This window comes from Plantactinospora sp. KLBMP9567 (assembly GCF_033446045.1).
Taxonomy (GTDB): domain Bacteria; phylum Actinomycetota; class Actinomycetes; order Mycobacteriales; family Micromonosporaceae; genus Plantactinospora.
In genome coordinates this window covers 54,926-72,914 of the sequence record NZ_JAWQRR010000050.1, presented here as the reverse complement: position 1 = coordinate 72,914, position 17,989 = coordinate 54,926, and the positions used below count along the sequence as shown (strand labels likewise).

Below are 17,989 nucleotides of genomic sequence, written 5' to 3'. Positions count from 1 at the left end.
TGACGGCGTGCCCTCGGCCCGGGCGACGGGCAGCCGCCGCTACCGCCGGATGCCCGCCCAGCCGTGGTGCCGGCGGACAGTGGAGAGGATGAAGTCGACGACCCGGCGCGAGGTGTCGGTGACCTGGTAGTCCGCCGGGCAGGGCACCCCGGCCGCCGCGACCTGGTCGACGGTGACCTCGACCGCCTCCAGCACGCCGGCCGGGTCCAGGCCGGTCATCACGATGCCGCCCGCGTCCAGCGCCTCCGGCCGTTCGATCGACTCCCGCAGGGTCACCGCCGGGAAGCCGAGGATCGCCGCCTCCTCGCTGATCGTCCCGCTGTCCGAGAGCGTGCAGCGGGCCTGCGACTGGAGGCGTACGTAGTCGAAGAGCCCGAACGGCTCATGGAACGCGATACCGTCCAGGGTGGATGCGTCGGCGGCCAGCGCCTCCAGCCGTTTGCGGGTACGCGGGTGCGTGGAGACCAGCACCGGCAGCCGCCAGGTGTCCCGGACCGCCCGCAGGCAGTCGAGCAGCCGACCCAGCCGCGCCGGGTCGTCGACGTTCTCCTCGCGGTGCGCGCTGACCACGAAATAGCCGCCCGGCTCCAGTTCGAGCTGGCGCAGGATCGTCGAGGCGGCCACGTCCAGCCGGTAGTGCTCCAGCACCTCGCGCATCGGCGAGCCTGTGTGCAGGATGCGGCGCGGGTGCAGCCCCTCGGCCAGCAGGTTGCGCCGGGCGTGTTCGGTGTAGACCAGGTTGAAGTCGGCGACGTGGTCGACCAGCCGCCGGTTGGTCTCCTCCGGCACGTTCAGGTCGAAGCACCGGTTGCCGGCCTCCATGTGGTAGACCGGCACCCGCATCCGCCGGGCCATCAGCGCGGCGATGCAACTGTTGGTGTCCCCGAGCACCAGCAGCGCGTCCGGGCGCAGCTCGGTGATGGCCTGCTCGATGCCGGTCAGCACCCCACCGAGCACCCGGCCCAGCGAGGTGGTGTCGACCCGGAGGAAGCGGTCCGGCTCGCGCAACCGCAGCTCGGTGAAGAAGACCTCGGAGAGATTCCGGTCCCAGTTCTGCCCGGTGTGCACCAGCAGGTGCTCGACCGTACGGTCCAGCCGGTCCAGCACCCGGGAGAGCCGGATGATCTCCGGTCGGGTGCCCACCACCGTCATCACCCGGGTCATCGCGGCGTCGCCCCTGTCTCCCGATCGGGCCGCCACCGCCGGAGGAACCGGCGGGCGGTCGCCCGCCCGAGGGCACCCGCCGGCGGCACGGCGCTCTTGGTCAGCAGGTCCTCCACCTGGTCGGCGCCGACCCGCAACGACATCCGCTCCCGGTAGACCTCGCGGGCCCGCCGGCCGAGCGCGGTACGGACCGCCGCCGGCAGCGCCGCCGCCTCGGCGAACCGGACGGCCAGCGCAGTCGGGTCCTCGGGCGGGCAGACCAGGCCCACCCCGGTCGACTCCACCAGTCGGGCCGCGTCACCGGCCGCCGAGACGACCACCGGAGCGCCGCAGGCGAGTGCCGCCTGGAGCTTGGAGGGCACGGTGCCGCGCAGCCCGGGCAGGTCCCGCAGGCAGACGAGCTGGTAGTCGGCCGCCGCGTAGAGGTCGGCCATCTCCGCCGGCCGGCGCCGGCCGAGGAAGCGTACGTTGTCGGCGCCCAGCTCGGTGCCGAGCCGGCGGGCGCGCTCCTCCTCGGTACCCGAGCCGACCAGGACCAGGTCGACCCGGTCCCGGGCCGCGTACGCCGCCCGGATCGCGGTCTCCACCCGCTGGAACGGCCCCATGTTGCCGGCGAACATGACGGTGCAGCGGCCCCGGTGTCCGAGCGCGGCCCGCGCCGACGCGGTCGCCGGTACCGGGCGGAACAGCCGCTCGTCGGTCCAGTTCAGCACCACCCGGACCTTGCCCGGGTCGGCGCCCCGCGCCACGACCAGTTCGGCCATGGACGGCGAGATGACCGCGATCGCGGTGGCGGACCGGTAGAGCCGGCGCATCGTCGCCGACAGGAGGCCCTCGATCATCCGGCCGGCGCCGCCACCGGGACTCATCGCCGACGCGGTGACCGACTCCGGCCACATGTCCTGGACGTGCAGCACGATCGGAATCCGCCGGGCCAGCCGGACCAGCGCCGCCGCGGTGAACGCGGTCGCGGGCGGATGGTAGACGTACAGCGCGTCGGCGCCGGTCAGATAGCCCGGGGCGGCCAGCGCGCTGGTCGCGGCGAAGCTGACGAAGTTGGCGGTCCGGCCGAGCATGGACGAGTCATGGCTCGGATAGACCGGCACCCGGCGTACGGTGACGCTGTCGCTGCCCTCGTCGCTGCCGCCGCCGGGCCATCGCTGCCGGTAGCCGGGATGGATCCGCCCCTCCGGATAGTTCGGATAGCCGGTGAGCACCCGCACCCGGTGCCCACGGGCGCCGAGTTCCCGGGCCAGTTCGCCGGGGACGAAGACCGGCTCGGGCGGATACCACTGGGTGACGAAGCCGATCCTCACCCGACCACCACCGGCGCCACCACGGCAGGTTCCGCCACCGGCTCCGGATAGGTGTCGGGGCGGGCGGGGTCGAAGAGTTCGTTCGCCCAGAAGAGGGTGAGCAGTTCGCCGTCGCCGGTGTTGGTGATGTTGTGCGCCCACATCGTCGGCATGTCGACCACCACCGGCTCGGCACCGCCGACCCGGAACCGCAGCACCTCGCGGTACCCGACCCGGCGCAGCGCAATCTCGGCGGTGCCGCGCAGCACCGCGAACCGCTCCACCTTGGCCAGGTGGAAGTGTTCGCCCCGGGTGACCCCCGGCCCGCTGGTCGAGGCGAACGTCTGCCCGGCCCCGCCGTGCGCCTTGACCACCTCGACCAGGGCGCCGCGCCGGTCGGTGTGCCGGACCAGCGGCCGGGGATGGTCGGCCGGAAAGCGGTGCGAGCGGTAGGTGTTGAACAGGCGTACGTCGTGCCGGTCGGCCAGTGGCGGGATCTCCCCGGTGCGGTAGGTCCGGGCGAGCCCGGCCAGCCGGTCGGCCAGGGCACGCACCCCGATCCGCAACGCCGGCATGCCCGCGTCCCAGGGCACGGTCGGGGCGGCGGTCCCGGCCAACAGCGCGGCCGGGTCGGTGGGCGGCAGGCCGAGCAACCGGGCAGCGGCGTCCAGCGCGTGCACCAGGGTCAGTTCGCGGTCGTCGCGTACCTCGGGCGGGTTGCCGTCGGCCAACTGGCGGCAAAAGGTGGCGACCACCGAGTTGTAGTGCGGGCGGCCGTGCTCGCCGTACAGGTTCGGCAGCGGGACGTCGTCGAAGGTGCACCGGCCGTGCACCGCGCCGGCCAGGGTGGCGGCGGCAGCCCGCTTGGAGTCGCCGTACGGGGTGCCGTTGCCGGCCTGCACGGAGTTGGCGAAGACCACCGTCTCCGGCGGGATCGGGCACTGCCGGAGTCCCCGGGCCAGCGCGGCGGCGAGTTCGACGTTGCCGGCCGCCACGTCGGCCGGGTCACCGCGGTTGACGCCGGCCAGGTGCAGCACCCGGTCGGCCCCGCCGGCCGCGGCCGCGACGCTGACCGGGTCGGCCAGGTCGGCCCGGGTCAGCACGACCGGGTCGGGCCAGCCGAGGGCGCGGACCAGCACCCGTACGTGCCAGCCGAGGAATCCGCCGGCACCGGTCAGCACCAGCCTCACGGCGCCATCGCCAGGTCTCGGGCGGCCAGCTCGGCCCGGATCTCCGGCAGGCTCCGCAGCAGTTCCACGATCTCGGGTACGCCGAGCCGGGGCGCGTTGGCCGAGTTGAAGTCCTCGCCGCCGTGGCAGGTCGGGTCGCCCTCGGAGACGTAGAGCGCGTAGTTGAGGTCGCGGGCGTCGAGTGGTACCCGGAAGAATTCGCCGAAGTCCTCGGCCTGGGCGATCTCCTCCCGGCTGGCCAGTGTCTCGTGCAGCTTCTCGCCGTGCCGGACCCCGATCAGGTCGAGTTTGGCCGGTACGTCGAAGAGCTGGCAGAGCGCGGTGGCCAGGTCGCCGATGGTGCAGGCACTGGCCCTGCGGACGAAGATGTCCCCGGTCCGGGCGTGCATGAAGGCGTGCTCGACGAGCTGCACCGACTCGGCCAGCGACATCAGGAACCGGGTCATCGCCGGGTTGGTCACCGTCGGCGCCCGGCCGGCCTTGATCTGCTCGACGAAGAGCGGGATGACCGAGCCCCGGGAGTACATCACGTTGCCGTACCGCACGCAGGAGACGGTGGTCCGGCCGCCCGGGTTGTGCCGGGCGTGCGACTGGACGACCTTCTCCATCAGCGCCTTGCTCATCCCCATCGCGTTGACCGGACAGACCGCCTTGTCGGTGCTGAGCACCACCACCGAGGACACGCCGTTGCGCTCGGCCGCCTCGACGACGTTGGCGCTGCCCAGCACGTTGGTGCGGACCGCCTCCAGTGGGAAGAACTCGCAGGACGGCACTTGTTTGAGGGCGGCGGCGTGGAAGACGAAGTCGACGCCCCGGCTCGCCCGCAGCATGCTGTCGTAGTCCCGGACGTCCCCGACGTGGTAGCGGACCCGGTCGTCGCCCAGCCGGTGCCGCATCAGGTCCTGTTTGGCCTCGTCCCGGCCGAGTACCCGTACCTCGCCGACTTCCTGGTCGAGCAGCCGGCGCACCATCGTCTGGCCGAAGGAACCGGTGCCGCCGGTGATCAGGACCCGGCGGCCAGCAGGCAGAGATGTCACTGGTGCTCCGTTCGCGCATGCGGGTCGGCCGGTCCGGCGTCTCGTCGAGGTCTGCGGCTCGACCGTGCCCTTCCCCCGGTCCGGACCGTTGGTGTCTGGTGTGCCACCTCCGTCAACGACGGGAGGGCCGGCAAGTCACGCGTACCGAACAATGCTTATCTGATGTGGTTATTACTGAATTTTTATTCATATATCTCTTGATACTTACTTCTGTCCTATCAGTCTGATAGAACACTTGCGGTCAGCTTGCTGTTCCGGCTCTGGAGGGCCCCCACCTGTGGATCTTTCTGAACGCGCGCCGTCGCCGGAGCCGGGCAGCCCGCCGGACACGTCCCGCTCACCCGACCCGGTGCTGCTCTCCCCGCCGGACGTCGGGCCGCTGGAGGAGTCGTACCTGATCCGGGCGCTCCGGTCCGGCTGGGTCGCGCCGCTCGGGCCCGAGGTCGACGCCTTCGAGCGCGAGGTCGCCGCCCGGGCCGGCACCGCGCACGCGGTGGCGCTCAGTTCGGGTACGGCCGCACTGCACCTCGGCCTGCTCGGCCTGGGTGCCGGGCCCGGCCGGACAGTGGTGGTGCCCACCCTGACCTTCGTGGCCACGACGAACGCGGTCGTCTACACCGGCGCGGAGCCGGTTTTCGTCGACTGCGACCCGGCGACCGGAAACGTCGACGTGCCGCTGCTGGCAGCGCTCCTCGACGAGCTGCGCACCGCCGGACGCGACGTCGCGGCGGTGATTCCGGTGGACATGTTCGGCGCCTGCGTCGACTACACCCGGCTGACCCCGGTCTGCGCGGCCGCCGGGGTGCCGGTGCTGGAGGACGCGGCCGAGGCGCTCGGCGCCAGCCATGCCGGACGGCCGGCCGGTGCCTTCGGCCAGGCCGGCGTCTTCTCGTTCAACGGCAACAAGATCATTACCACCTCCGGCGGCGGCATGCTGGTCACCGACGACGGCACCCTCGCCGACCGGTGCCGCTACCTGGCCACCCAGGCCCGGCAACCGGTGCCGCACTACGAACACACCGAGATCGGCTACAACTACCGGCTCAGCAACCTGCTGGCCGCCGTCGGCCGGGCCCAGCTACGCCGGCTGGACCGGATGCTTGCCCGCCGCCGCGAGCTGCGGGAACGCTACGCCAAACTCTTCGCCGCCGCGCCCGGGGTACGACTGCTCGCCGAGGGCGACACCGGCATCAACTGCTGGCTGACCACCGTCGTCGTCGACCCGGCCACCGCCGGCTGGCGGGCCGGCGAACTGGCCGCACACCTGCACGCGGCGCGGATCGAGACCCGTCCGGTGTGGAAGCCGATGCACCTGCAACCGGCATTCGCCGGGACGGTGGGGGCGATCACCGGCGCCGCGGAGCGGCTCTTCACCGACGGCCTGACCCTGCCCAGCGGCTCCGGCCTGACCGAAGCGCAGGCCAACCGGGTGCTGGACGCCATCGCGAGCTTCCTGGAGGCCCGAGCGTGACTACCCGCCACCGGCGGTACGACCGACGCAAGCGCGTCCTCGACATGCTGGTCGCGGCCGTGCTGCTCGTGTTGCTCTCCCCCGCCCTGCTCGGCTGCGCCGCCGCGGTGGCGCTGGCACTGGGCCGCCCGGTGCTGTTCCGGCAGAACCGGCCCGGCCGGGACGGCCGGCTCTTCGAGCTGCGCAAGTTCCGCACCATGCGACCGGTCTCCCCCGGCCGGACCAGCGACGCGGACCGGCTGACCCGGCTCGGTCGCTGGCTTCGGGCGACCAGCCTGGACGAGCTGCCGACGCTGTGGAACGTGCTGCGCGGCGACATGAGCCTGGTCGGGCCGCGCCCGCTGCTGGTCGGCTACCTCGACCTGTACACCCCGGAACAGGCCCGCCGGCACGAGGTGCGGCCCGGCATCACCGGCCTGGCCCAGGTACGCGGCCGCAACGCGCTGAGCTGGGAGGAGAAGTTCCGCTACGACGTCGAGTACGTCGACGGCCGCTGCCTCGCGCTCGACCTGCGGATCCTGCTGGAGACCGTGCGCCAGGTGCTGCGCCGGCAGGGGATCAGCGCGCCGGGCAGCCCGACCATGCCGGAGTTCACCGGCAGCCGACGCGTCGGCGCCGAGCCGGGTCCGGGCCGGGGCGCGGACTCGTGAGCACCGATCTGGTGGTCGTCGGCATCGGCGGCCACGGCCGGGAGGTGTTCGGCATCGTCCGGGCGATCATCGCCACCGGCCGGGCCCCCGGCTGGCGGGTGGTCGGCTTCGTGGACGACCACCCCGCCGAGCCGAGTCTCAAGCTGGTCCACCGGCTCGACGTGCCGTACCTCGGCCCGGTCGAGGAGCTGCGGCAGGCGTCACCGGGCACCGCCGTGGTGCTCGGCATCGGCGACCCCCGGATCCGGCGCACCGTCGCGGACCGGATCGACGGATACGGCCTGCCGGCCCCCGCACTGGTGCACCCGGACGCGACCGTCGGCCCGGACACCGTGGCCGGGGACGGGCTGGTGGTCTTCGCCGGCGCCCGGGTCACCACCAACGTACGGCTCGGCCGGCACGTGCACCTCAACCAGAACTGCACCGTCGGCCACGACAGCGTGCTGGCCGACCACGTGTCGGTGAACCCGCTGGCCGCGATCTCCGGCAACTGCGTACTCGAGACCGGAGTGCTGGTCGGGACGACCGCGGCCGTACTCCAGGGATTGCGGGTGGGTCGGAATGCCACCGTGGGCGCGGGCGCCTGCGTGGTCCGGGACGTGCCGGCCGGCACGGTGGTCAAGGGGGTACCGGCGCGATGACCGCGACGACGGGCAGCGGTATCCCGAACCAACGGAGCGGCGCCGACGGACCGGCCCGACCGGCCGACCTCGACGACGTCGTGCTGGACGCGGCCGGCGGGGACCGGGGCGGAGCCGCCCGGTGGCGGGGCGAGCTGGACGCGTACCTCTCCGGGGTGCCAGGGCGGCCCCGGGTGATCGGCCGGGGGCAGCGGATCAGCCCCGGCTGGCTGCTGAGCCGGGAGCGGCTGGTCCGGCGCGCCCGGCTGGTGGTCGCGCCGAACAACGTCTCGTTCGGGTACGCCGGCGACGAGCGCCGGGTGCTGCTGCGCAACGCCCTGCACTTCCTCTACCCCGACGAGGAGCACCTGCTCGGCCGGCTGCCCCGCTCCTTCCGGGCCCAGATCCCGGTCATCCGCCTCCTGCTGCACCGGGCCGACCTCGTCGTCGTGCCGTGCGGCGCGATGGCCGAACGGGTCGTCCGGCACATCCCGGCGGTACGCGACCGGATCGTGGTACGACCGCATCCGGTGACCCCGGTCGACGCGTGGGCCCCGGACGACCGGACCTTCCTGCTCGTCCCGGTGGTCGCCGCCGGCTACAAGAACCTGGTCCCGCAACTGCGGATGCTGCTCGACACGTTGGGTCGCAGCGGGCCCGGCCCGGCCGGGCGGGGTGGCGGTCCGGAGGCCGGCGGCATCGAGATCCGGGTCACCGCCCGCCCCGATGACCTGCCGCCGGACGTGACGGCCCATCCGGCGCTCCGGGCGATCGGGGTGGTCCCGCACGACCAGCTCCTCGGGTACTGGCGCCGGGCCACCGCCGTCTTCTATCCGTCCTCGCTGGAGTCGTTCGGCTATCCCCTGGCCGAGGCCCGGGCCAGCGGAATCCCGATCATCGCACCGGACACCGCGCAGGCCCGGGAGGTCGCGGGCCGGGCGCTGCTGCCGTACCAGCCGGACGATCCGGAGAGCCTGGCGGCGGCGCTGAGCCGGATCCGGGAGCCGGTGTCCGCCGACCCCGCTCCGTTCGACCGGGCCGGCTACTTCGGCTGGCTGCTCGGTTCCGACGTCCGTGCCGGGAGCGGCCGATGAGGGACGGCGCCGGACTGGACCTTTCGCAACCCGGACAGCGCCGCGCGTCCACCCCGGCTTCCGCCCGCGGCCACGACGGACCGCGACGGGAGGTCCGGACAGGTGCACTGGTCGTGCTGGGCACCTCCGGACATGCCCGCGAGATACTCGCCATCGCCGAGGCGGCCGGCGGCTACGAGCTGCTGGGCTGTCTCGGCCCGCGCCGCGCGGCGGACCTGGCCCGGCTGCCGGTCGACTGGCTCGGCCCGGACGACTGGCTGCGGGACGCCGACGACAGCGTCCGGTACGTGCTCGGCGTCGGCTCGGGCGCGGTGCGGACCCGGCTCGACGGGCAGCTCGGCCCGTACCGGCGGACCCCGGCCCGACTGGTGCACCCGGCGGCGGTGGTCGGCCCGGCCGTGGAACTCGGCCCGGGCACCGTGCTCTGGCCCGGGGCCGTGCTCACCGCCGACATCGTGACCGGCCGGCACGTGCACGTCAGCACGAACGTCAGCGTCGGGCACGACGCCGTCCTCGCCGACTTCACCACGCTGCTGCCCGGCTGCACCGTCGCCGGCTCCGCCCGGATCGGGGCGGGGGCGACGGTCGGCGCCGGCGCGACGGTGATCGACGGGATCTCGGTGGGCGCCGGGGCGATGGTCGGAGCCGGTGCGGCGGTGGTCCGGGACGTGCCGGCCGGCGCCGTGGTGGTCGGGGTGCCGGCCCGGCCGATGGAGCGGCGAGACCACTGAGTTTCCACAGATCACCGAGGAATCCGCAGGCCGGTCGCGCTCCGGGCCGGTCGCGGACCGCAACTCCGAGAGGGCAGACGATGCCGAAAGTCGCGCTGATCACCGGGATCACCGGGCAGGACGGGAGCTACCTCGCGGAACTCCTGCTCGGCAAGGGCTACGTCGTACACGGGCTGAAACGCCGGTCGTCGAGCTTCAACACCGAGCGGATCGAACGGATCGACCTGCACCCCCGGGATCCGGACGCGCACCTGTTCCTGCACTACGGCGACCTGTCCGACGCGGCGGCGCTGACCGGACTGCTCCGGGACATCCGCCCCGACGAGGTCTACAACCTCGGCGCGCAGAGCCACGTCCGGGTCTCCTTCGAGATTCCCAACTACACCGCCGACATCACCGGGCTGGGCGCGATCCGGATGCTCGACGCGATCCGGACCGCCAGGCTGGACTGCCGGTACTACCAGGCGTCCTCGTCGGAGATGTTCGGTGCCACCCCGCCGCCGCAGCGGGAGAGCACCCCGTTCCACCCGCGCAGCCCGTACGCCTGCGCCAAGGTCTTCGGCTACTGGGCGGCGGTGAACTACCGGGAGGCGTGGGGCATGTACGCCGCCAACGGCATCCTGTTCAACCACGAGAGTCCCCGGCGGGGCGAGAACTTCGTGACCCGCAAGATCACTCGGGCGATCGCCCGGATCGAGGCGGGCATGCAGGACAAGCTCTACCTCGGCAACCTCGACGCGGTACGGGACTGGGGCTACGCCCCCGAGTACGTCGAGGCGATGTGGCTCGCGCTCCAGCAGGACCAACCCGACGACTACGTGGTGGCCACCGGCACCGGGCACACCGTACGGGAGTTCGTGACCGCCGCCTTCTCCCACGCCGGCCTCGACTGGGAGAAGTACGTGGCGATCGACCCGGCGTACTACCGGCCGTCCGAGGTGGACGCGCTGATCGGCGATGCCACGAAGGCCCGCCGGAAGCTGGGCTGGGCGCCGAAGACGCTCTTCGCCGACCTGGTCCGGATCATGGTCGACGCCGACCGGCAACTGCTGGAGGACGAGCGCACGGGCCGGCTGGTCCGGGTGGACCGGTAACCGGGCCCGCCGGAAGGGACGACCAGATGGACATCAGGATCGACGGCAGCGCCATCCTGCCCGGACACTCGGCCGGAGTGGAGGCCTTCACCTACGGCCTGCTCCGCGGACTCGCCGCAGACGAGGCGCACCGGATCGAGGTGACCATCGTCCAGGGCACCCGGCAGAGCTGGCGACGCGAGGTGCCCGACGACGCGCGGGTGCGCTGGACCGAGGTCCGGCAGCCGCTCCGGGCCGACGCCCGGCTCGGCGGCGGGCTGCGCCGGGTGCTGCCCCGGCAACTCCGGTCCGCGCCGCTGGCCCACCGCCTGCTCACCGGGCTGCGCAGCCGGGCCAACCCGGTGGCGGCGGACGACGACCGGGTCACGCTCTATCCGTTCGGTGGCGTGCCGGCCCGGGCCCGCCGCTCGGTGGTGGTGATGCACGACATGCGACGGTTCCACCTGGACTGCGACTCCGCGCCGATCACCGACATCTTCGCCCGGAACATCGTCGAGGCGGACGCCCTGGTCGCCTCCTGGCCACACCCGTACCAGCAGCTCCTGCGGATCTTCCCGGAGGTCGCGGCGAAGACGGCGCTGATCCCGCTGCCGGTCTTCCACGCCCGCCCGGCCGGGGCGGCGGCGGAGCCCGATCCCGGGCTGCTGCTCTATCCCTCCTCGACCGCGGCGCACAAGAACCACCTGAACCTGCTGGAGGCGCTCGCCCGGCTGCCGGAACTCCGGCTCGTCTGCCCCGGGCCGCTGGTGGAGCCGCAGGCCGGGCAGCTCGCCGCCCGCGCCGCAGCAGCCGAGCTGCGTACCCGGGTCGCCTTCCCCGGCTTCGTGCCGGTGCCGGCGCTGGAGCAGCTCTACGTCCGGGCCACCGCCGTGGTCGTCCCGTCGCTGTGGGAGGCGGCCAGCGGCGCCATCTTCGAGGCGTTCAGCTGGGGCCTGCCGGTGGCCTGTGCCGACGTGGAGCCGCTGCGCGCCCAGGTCGAGTTCGCCGGGGCCGAGGTCTGCTACTTCGATCCGCACGACCCGGACTCCATCGCCGCAGCCGTCCGCCGGCTGCTCGCCGACCGCCCCCGGTACGCGGCGGCCTCCCGGCGCGCGGCCGACCGGCTGGCGACGCGTACCTGGGTGCAGACCGCCCGGGACTACGCCGCGGTACTCGACTGGGTGGCCGGCGGCCGCTCCGGCCCGGTCCCCCAGTCGTCGTTCCTGAACGCAGACGCCGTCGGAGGCAGCCCGTCATGAACCCCGCACTGCGCTATCCGGTCGCCCGGCCGTCCCTGACCGAACTGGAGGAGGCGTACGTCCTGGACGCCCTGCGCAGCGGTTGGGTCTCCTCGCAGGGGCCGTACCTGCGCCGCTTCGAGGCGGAGTTCGCGGCCCGCTGCGGCACCCCGACCGCGGTGGCGACCGGCAACGGCACGGTCGCCCTGCACCTGGTGCTCGCCGCCGCCGGGATCGGCCCGGGTGACGAGGTGATCGTCCCGGCCCTGACCTACGTGGCCACCGCCAACGCGGTCACCTACTGCGGCGCCCGGCCGGTCTTCGTGGACGTCGACCCGGCGACCTGGTGCCTCGACGTCGACCGGGTCGACGCCGCGATCACCGCACGGACCAAGGCGGTACTCGCGGTCGACCTGTACGGGCATCCGGCCGACTACCCCCGGCTCCGGGAGGTCTGCGCCGCGCACGGCATTCTGCTGGTCGGCGACGCGGCCGAGTCCTTCGGAGCCCGGCTCGGCGGTACCGGCGCCGGCGCGCTGGCCGACGTCACCACCTTCTCGTTCTTCGGCAACAAGATCCTGACCAGTGGCGAGGGCGGCTGCGTCACCACCTTCGACCCGGCACTGGCCGAGCGGATGCGGCTGCTGTGCAACCAGGGGATGGATCCGCGGCGGCGCTACTACTTCCCGGTCGTCGGCTTCAACTACCGGCTCACCAACCTGGCCGCCGCCCTGCTCTGCGCCCAACTGGAGCGCGGTACGGCGATGGTGCAGCGCCGGCAGCAGATCGTGGCGACGTACGAGAAGGCGTTCGCGGATCTCGACGCGCTGACGCCGCAGCCGGTCGCGGTCGGCGTCGAGCGTGCCCCGTGGATGGCGTCCTTCCTGGTCGGCCCGGCCGGTGACGGTCAACTCCGGGACCGCCTGGCGGCGGAACTGGACCGGCTCGGCGTCGAGACCCGACCGTTCTTCGTGCCGATCCCGGACCTGCCGCCGTACCGGTCGGACCGGGACGGTGGCTTTCCGGTCACCGCCGACCTGAGCCGGCGCGGCATCAACCTGCCGACCTATGCCGACCTCACCGACCCCGAGGTGCTGGACATCGCCGACCGGGTGCGCACCGCGCTGGCCCGGCTGTCGACCGCCGGACCTGCCTGACCACCTCCGAACCTGCCTGACCACCTCCGGACCGCCGCCGGGTCGCCGCTGGTCGCGCAGCGGAAGCCCGGCACGGGCCGCAGCGGAGGCTGGACGCGGAGCGTGTGCCGGCGACCACGTCCTCGCCCTGCCGAGGCCGGACACCTGAGGTGCTCGGTTGGCCGCCTGTCGAGCTGGGTGCGCAGACGGGGCACCACCACCCGGAACGAGCGGGCGCACAGGCGAGGCAGCTCGACAGTCTCCGTCGACATGTAGTCCGGGCCGGCACCGGGTAGCACGGAGTCCGGGCCGGCACCAGGTAGCACGAAGTCCGGGCCGGCACCAGGTAGCACGAAGTCCGGGCCGGCACCAGGTAGCACCGAGTCCGGGCCGGCGCGCGGGTTCGGCTCAGGCCGGTTCCAGTACCGGTTCGGCCCGGTCCCGGGCTCGCAGCAGCGAGTGGTAGCTCCACCACCAGCCGGCTGCGGCGCAGCACGCGACCCCGACCATCGCCCAGGCCGCTCCCGGCGCACCGAAGAGGTGCCCGGCCCCGACGATCGCGCCGACCCGGATCGGCGCGAGGGCCGCCCCGAGGAGCAGCGTACGGGCGCCGGCCCGCTCGATCCGGTGTCCGGCGGAGGCGACCATGGTGGCCACCATGAAGACGCTCTCGACGGCGAGCGCGGGCAGCAACGGACGGGCGAACTCCCAGTTCGCGCCGAGCAGCGCCCGGCCGACGAGATCCGGCAGGGCGGGCAGGACCAGCGCGAGCGGCCCGACCAGCACGATGATGGCGGCGGCGACCCGGGCCGCCGAGCGGAGCCGGATCCGTGGCTCGGCCTCACTGGCCCGGGCGAGGTACGGAATCAGCAGTGCGGAGCTGGCGCCGATCAGCAGGGTGATCGGGCCGAGCGCGGTCTTCGCCCCGCCCAGCGCGCCGACCACTGCCGTGCCGGCCACTGCCGCGAGGGTGGCGGTGGCGAGCTGCGCGGTCCCGGAGCCAACCAGGAAGTGCAGGCCGAAGGCGAGCGCGTTCCGGGTCTCGGCGCGCCCGACCGGCCAGCCGGGTAGCAGCGCGCAGCGCCGCCGGGCCGCCCCGAGGTAGCCGACCAACGCCCCCGAGCCGGCCCACACCACGAAGGCGGTCGAGGCGCCGATCCGGCCGGTCAGGGCCAGCCCGGCGCCGACCCCACTGGCCAACGTCCAGAGCAGTTCGTAGCGGAGGATCCGACGGGGGTCGGCCACGCCGAGGCCGTACGCCTTGACGTAGTCGTAGAGCACCAGGCCGGGCAGCGCCAGGCCGACGACGACCAGGTAGCGGTTCCCGGCCAGTGCTCCGGCTGTGCCGGCCAGCACCCCGGCCGCGCCGCCGAGCAGGCAGATCCGCCGGGTGGACCGGCGGAACGGATCCGGGTCCCGCCGGTCCGGATCGGCCAGCACCGACTCGGTGACCATGGCCCGGGCCAGGCCGGAGACCAGGACGTACAGCGAGAATGCCAACGAGTACCGGCCCAGTTCGCTCAGGGATCCGCCGCGGGCCACGGTGACGGAGAGCAGCAGGTTACCGAGGCTGGACGTGGCGGTGACGACCACGGCGGTCGGGGCCCGCCCACCGGAGAGGATCCGGCAGCGCGTCACCCGCGGCGTCGCCCGCCAGCCGGACCGGACGCTCACCTGTGCGCTCGACCGGCCCGGGACACCGGCAGCCGGCCGGCCGGATGTGGCGGCACCGGTCGGTCCGGCGGACTACGCCGGGTCAGCAGCAGCACCAGGAAGACCGGCGCGGCCGCCACCGTGTTCTGGGTCGCCGCGATCGTCGACTCCGGGTGGCCGTTCAACCAGACCAGCGGTCCGGCCACCACAAAACAGAACAGGCTCAACCGCAGCGGTCCGGGCGCCCCGCGCACCCGGAGCAGCAGCCCGGCGACCAGCGCCCAGCCGCCGTAGAAGACGACCACTCCGGCCCGGCCATCGACGAAGTAGACGGTCCCCAGGGTGAGAAAGTTGAACGAGGACTTGTCACTACCGCCGAGGAACCGGTTGATCGCCGCCCCGGTGGCCAGCGGTGCCCGGCCCGGGTCGAGAATCCGGGGCACGAAGCCGTACCGGAGATAGGCGATAGGGCCGGGTTGCCCGAGGTCCACCGGTGCGTCGTACGCGCTGGCCCGGCCGATCTGCTGGTCGAACCGGAGCCGTTCCGCGGCGCTCACGTCGCTGGCGACCTTGACGCCGTTCTCCTGCCGGATCGCGTTACGTACCGCGAACAACGTCGGCCAGGCCAGGAAGAGCAGCACGGCGACCACCAGCACGTATCGGACCCGGATCACTCCGCAGATCGCACCGGCCGCCATCACGAAGGTGAGGTATCCGACGAGCGGAGCGGAGATGGCGGTCAGGAACACCAGCAGAACCTGCGCCCCGAGCAGCGCGGCGATCCACCGGTAGAGGCTGCCCAGCCGGGCCTGGCCACCGTGGAAGCTGGCGATCAGGAGCGCGACGGCGAGGTACTTCCAGCCGGAGACCAGGGCCACCACGTTCACCAGTGGCGACGCCACCTGGGCACCGGCGACCTGGGCGAAGATGCTTCCCCGGCCGGCGTACCCGCCGACGAGGTCCGCGACGATGCTGACCACGGCCACCGCACGGGCGACGAGGAAGAGCTTCGGGTACCCGGAGTTGGCCTCGGCGAAGGTCTGCCGGCCCGGGATGTCGGCGGTCCGACCCCGCCCCGGCCTGCCCTGCGGCACCAGCACCGTCTCGACCAGCAGCGAGGCGGCCAGGGCCAGGGCCAGCAGCCTGAGCACGAACCCGAGGTCGGGGTTGCGGTGCAGGACGGCCATCGGCAGGACCAGGACCAGGTACGGCGCCAGCAGCAGCGTACTGACCGGATAGCGCTGGAGCAGCCGGACCAGCCGGGTACGGGCCTGCGGCGGCCGGGCCGGCCCGGTGCGGACCCCCTCGGGGCGCGCAGGTGCCGAGGACCCGGATCGGCGCTGCCGGCCGGGCCGGCCGAGCGGGGCGTACCGGTCACCCCTTCGTGGAGAGGTGACGAGCTCCATCTGTCCCCTCCCGGTCCCGGCATGACCACCGGGGTCGACGCCCCCGTGGCCACCAGGGTCAACGAGGCCGTCGCACAACCGTCACGCGCCCTCCCGCCTCCAGTACGTCTCCGACGCGGTACTCGGCTCGTCGCCCTGGTGAAGGCTCGGTGCCGGCGGGCTCGGCGCTCGACCTCGCCGGGGGGTCGCCGCAAAAGCCGTCAGAGGCACGAAAAACGTGAAAGTGGCCCCTTAGGCCCCAACAAGGGACTAAGTCTGGTTTACCTGCCGGGAGTTCCCGCTGAGCTGCCCGAATACCGCTCGCATCAGTACACCAGGAGGCTCCATGCCGCCCAGCGCCGCCGCCACGACCGAGAGCCCGTCGCCCCTCCGCCGCAGGCAGCCCGCTCTGGGCAGGGCCGCACTCCTGGTCACCGACACCGCGGCCTGGACGATCGGCTTCGGCTCGGGCGCCTGGACCAGATACGAGTTCGCCCTGACCACGAGCCAGCTCGTCCGGGCGCTCGCCGTCGGCGTCCTCGCCGCCGCATTGCACGCCACCATCGCCTCCGTCGGCCGCCGCTATCTGGGCCGGCATCCGCTGGGCAGCCTGCCGGACCTGCGCGCCCTCTCGGTCACGGTGGCCTGCACCGCGATCCTGGTGTTCCTGGCCGACATCGCGCAGCCGGACCGGCCGGTCCCGGCGAGTACCCCGCTGGTCGGCTCGGCGGTGGCCCTGCTGCTGATGGTCTGCGTCCGGGTCGCGTACCGGCACCGCCAGAACCGCTGGCTGCGCCCGGACACCCGGTCGGCGACCCCGGTGCTGCTGTTCGGCCTCGGCTCGGCCGGTCAGGGCCTGCTGCACGCCCTGGTCACCGACCCACAGGGCAGTTATCTGCCGGTCGGACTGCTCGACGACGACCCCGACAAGCGGAACCTGCGAATCGACGGCGTCCGGATGCTGGGCGGCCGCCGGGAGATCCGGGAGGCGGTCGCGCAGACCGGTGCCACCACGGTGATCTTCTCGGTGGCGAACGCGGACGCCGAGCTGATCCGCGAGATCCGGGCCGCGACCCTGCAGGCCGGCGCCGACTTCAAGGTGCTGCCGCCGGTCTCCGAGCTGGTCGACCACCGGATCAGCGTCGCCGACGTACGTGACGTGGAGATCGACGACCTGCTGGGGCGCCGCCAGGTGGCCGCCGCCCTGGTCACCGCCGACTCGGCGCTGACCGGGCAGCGGGTACTGGTCACCGGCGCCGGCGGCTCGATCGGTGCCGAACTGTGCCGGCAGATCCTCCGGGCCGACCCGGCCGAGCTGATGATGCTCGACCGGGACGAGTCGGCGCTGCACAGCCTCCAACTGTCGGTCACCGGCCGGGCCCTGCTGGACGGGCCGGAGCTGATCCTGGCCGATCTGCGGGACAGCGAGGGAATCTCGCGGATTATTCGCGAGCGGCGTCCGGACATCATTTTCCACGCCGCCGCACTCAAACACCTCACGCTGTTGCAGCGGCATCCCGGTGAGGCGATCAAGACGAATATCTGGGGTACGCTGTCGGTCCTGAATGCCGCCCGGGACGTGGCCAGGTTCGTGAACATTTCGACCGACAAGGCGGCGAACCCGATCAGCGTACTCGGCTATTCCAAGCGGATCACCGAACGGCTGACCGCGTACGCCGCCGCGAACAGCCCCGGCACATTCCTCAGCGTACGGTTCGGCAATGTGCTGAGCAGCCGGGGATCCGTGGTGACCGCGTTCCGGGCACAGATCGACGCCGGACTGCCGGTCACCGTCACGCACCCCGACGTCACCCGCTACCTGATGAGCGTGCACGAGGCGGTGCAACTGGTCCTGCAGGCGGCGGCGATCGGGCGGGACGGCGAGGCGCTGGTGCTCGACATGGGCGCCCCGGTACGCATCGACGACCTGGCCAGGCAACTCGCCGCGCAGGTACCGGGTCAGCCCCGGATCGTCTACACCGGTCTGCGGCCCGGCGAGAAGCTGCACGAGGAACTGCTCGGTGACGGCGAACTCGATGTACGGCCGCTGCACCCGCTGGTCTCGCACGTGTCGGTTCCGCCGCTGAACCCGACCGAGGTGACCGGTCTGGACCCGTTCGACGAACCGGAGAAGGTGATCGAACGCCTTGCCTGGCTCTGCGGCCAGCCGGACCAGCCCAACCCGCCCGTGGCGCTGGTGCCGAATACCCGAAACGCTCGCCCCTCCTCGTCCCGTTCGACGTGACGCCGGT

General features: G+C 73.0%; 15 protein-coding genes. 9 read left to right on the top strand and 6 right to left on the bottom strand.

What is annotated here, in order from left to right; all coding sequences use genetic code 11:
* Nucleotides 1-39 precede the first annotated feature (39 nt).
* Genes wecB through R6Y94_RS37025 form a run of 4 tightly spaced genes read right to left on the bottom strand, consistent with a single transcriptional unit; the run spans nucleotide 40 to nucleotide 4,686 of the window.
* Nucleotides 40-1,164 (bottom strand): non-hydrolyzing UDP-N-acetylglucosamine 2-epimerase, encoded by a 1,125-nt coding sequence (gene wecB / locus R6Y94_RS37040; RefSeq protein WP_318401142.1) that lies wholly within the window; start codon nucleotides 1,162-1,164, stop codon nucleotides 40-42.
* Nucleotides 1,161-2,480, bottom strand: coding sequence for a glycosyltransferase family 4 protein (locus R6Y94_RS37035; RefSeq protein ID WP_318401141.1), 1,320 nt, complete (start codon nucleotides 2,478-2,480; stop codon nucleotides 1,161-1,163). Before R6Y94_RS37035 ends, wecB begins: the two co-directional genes overlap by 4 nt.
* Nucleotides 2,477-3,649 carry an NAD-dependent epimerase/dehydratase family protein gene (locus R6Y94_RS37030; RefSeq protein ID WP_318401139.1) on the bottom strand — a complete coding sequence of 391 codons (1,173 nt, stop codon included), beginning with the start codon at nucleotides 3,647-3,649 and terminating at the stop codon, nucleotides 2,477-2,479. The genes R6Y94_RS37035 and R6Y94_RS37030 overlap by 4 nt, the downstream gene beginning before the upstream one ends.
* Complete coding sequence (locus tag R6Y94_RS37025; RefSeq protein ID WP_318401137.1) at nucleotides 3,646-4,686, bottom strand: polysaccharide biosynthesis protein; 1,041 nt, start codon at nucleotides 4,684-4,686, stop codon at nucleotides 3,646-3,648. The genes R6Y94_RS37030 and R6Y94_RS37025 overlap by 4 nt, the downstream gene beginning before the upstream one ends.
* Nucleotides 4,687-5,035: 349 nt before the next feature.
* On the opposite strand from R6Y94_RS37025, the gene R6Y94_RS37020 reads away from it, so the two are divergent.
* The 8 genes from R6Y94_RS37020 (at nucleotide 5,036) to R6Y94_RS36985 (ending at nucleotide 12,720) form a co-directional block, all read left to right on the top strand.
* A complete protein-coding gene (locus R6Y94_RS37020) occupies nucleotides 5,036-6,157 on the top strand; it encodes a DegT/DnrJ/EryC1/StrS family aminotransferase (RefSeq protein ID WP_412102970.1) in 1,122 nt (373 codons plus the stop codon).
* Complete coding sequence (locus R6Y94_RS37015) at nucleotides 6,154-6,807, top strand: sugar transferase (protein ID WP_318401134.1); 654 nt, start codon at nucleotides 6,154-6,156, stop codon at nucleotides 6,805-6,807. Before R6Y94_RS37020 ends, R6Y94_RS37015 begins: the two co-directional genes overlap by 4 nt.
* Nucleotides 6,804-7,448 carry an acetyltransferase gene (locus R6Y94_RS37010; RefSeq protein WP_318401132.1) on the top strand — a complete coding sequence of 215 codons (645 nt, stop codon included), beginning with the start codon at nucleotides 6,804-6,806 and terminating at the stop codon, nucleotides 7,446-7,448. The genes R6Y94_RS37015 and R6Y94_RS37010 overlap by 4 nt, the downstream gene beginning before the upstream one ends.
* Entirely contained in the window at nucleotides 7,445-8,521 is a 1,077-nt protein-coding gene (locus R6Y94_RS37005) for a glycosyltransferase (protein ID WP_318401130.1), read from the top strand. The genes R6Y94_RS37010 and R6Y94_RS37005 overlap by 4 nt, the downstream gene beginning before the upstream one ends.
* A 113-nt stretch (nucleotides 8,522-8,634) precedes the next feature.
* A complete protein-coding gene (locus R6Y94_RS37000; protein WP_318401128.1) occupies nucleotides 8,635-9,252 on the top strand; it encodes a NeuD/PglB/VioB family sugar acetyltransferase in 618 nt (205 codons plus the stop codon).
* A gap of 80 nt (nucleotides 9,253-9,332) precedes the next feature.
* Nucleotides 9,333-10,346: a GDP-mannose 4,6-dehydratase gene (gene gmd, locus R6Y94_RS36995; RefSeq protein WP_318401126.1), complete on the top strand. Its 1,014-nt coding sequence runs from the start codon at nucleotides 9,333-9,335 to the stop codon at nucleotides 10,344-10,346.
* A gap of 26 nt (nucleotides 10,347-10,372) precedes the next feature.
* Complete coding sequence (locus tag R6Y94_RS36990; protein ID WP_318401123.1) at nucleotides 10,373-11,584, top strand: glycosyltransferase; 1,212 nt, start codon at nucleotides 10,373-10,375, stop codon at nucleotides 11,582-11,584.
* The gene (locus R6Y94_RS36985; RefSeq protein ID WP_318401121.1) at nucleotides 11,581-12,720 is read left to right on the top strand and encodes a DegT/DnrJ/EryC1/StrS family aminotransferase; all 1,140 of its coding nucleotides are present in this window, start codon (nucleotides 11,581-11,583) and stop codon (nucleotides 12,718-12,720) included. Before R6Y94_RS36990 ends, R6Y94_RS36985 begins: the two co-directional genes overlap by 4 nt.
* A 387-nt stretch (nucleotides 12,721-13,107) precedes the next feature.
* On the opposite strand, the gene R6Y94_RS36980 is transcribed toward R6Y94_RS36985, so the two are convergent.
* Together R6Y94_RS36980 and R6Y94_RS36975 are read right to left on the bottom strand one after the other, a co-directional pair.
* Nucleotides 13,108-14,373 carry a hypothetical protein gene (locus tag R6Y94_RS36980; protein ID WP_318401119.1) on the bottom strand — a complete coding sequence of 422 codons (1,266 nt, stop codon included), beginning with the start codon at nucleotides 14,371-14,373 and terminating at the stop codon, nucleotides 13,108-13,110.
* Nucleotides 14,370-15,758, bottom strand: coding sequence for a hypothetical protein (locus R6Y94_RS36975; protein WP_318401118.1), 1,389 nt, complete (start codon nucleotides 15,756-15,758; stop codon nucleotides 14,370-14,372). Before R6Y94_RS36975 ends, R6Y94_RS36980 begins: the two co-directional genes overlap by 4 nt.
* A gap of 325 nt (nucleotides 15,759-16,083) precedes the next feature.
* Between R6Y94_RS36975 and R6Y94_RS36970 the strand changes: the two genes are divergently transcribed.
* Nucleotides 16,084-17,982, top strand: coding sequence for a nucleoside-diphosphate sugar epimerase/dehydratase (locus R6Y94_RS36970; RefSeq protein ID WP_318401116.1), 1,899 nt, complete (start codon nucleotides 16,084-16,086; stop codon nucleotides 17,980-17,982).
* Nucleotides 17,983-17,989 lie beyond the last annotated feature (7 nt).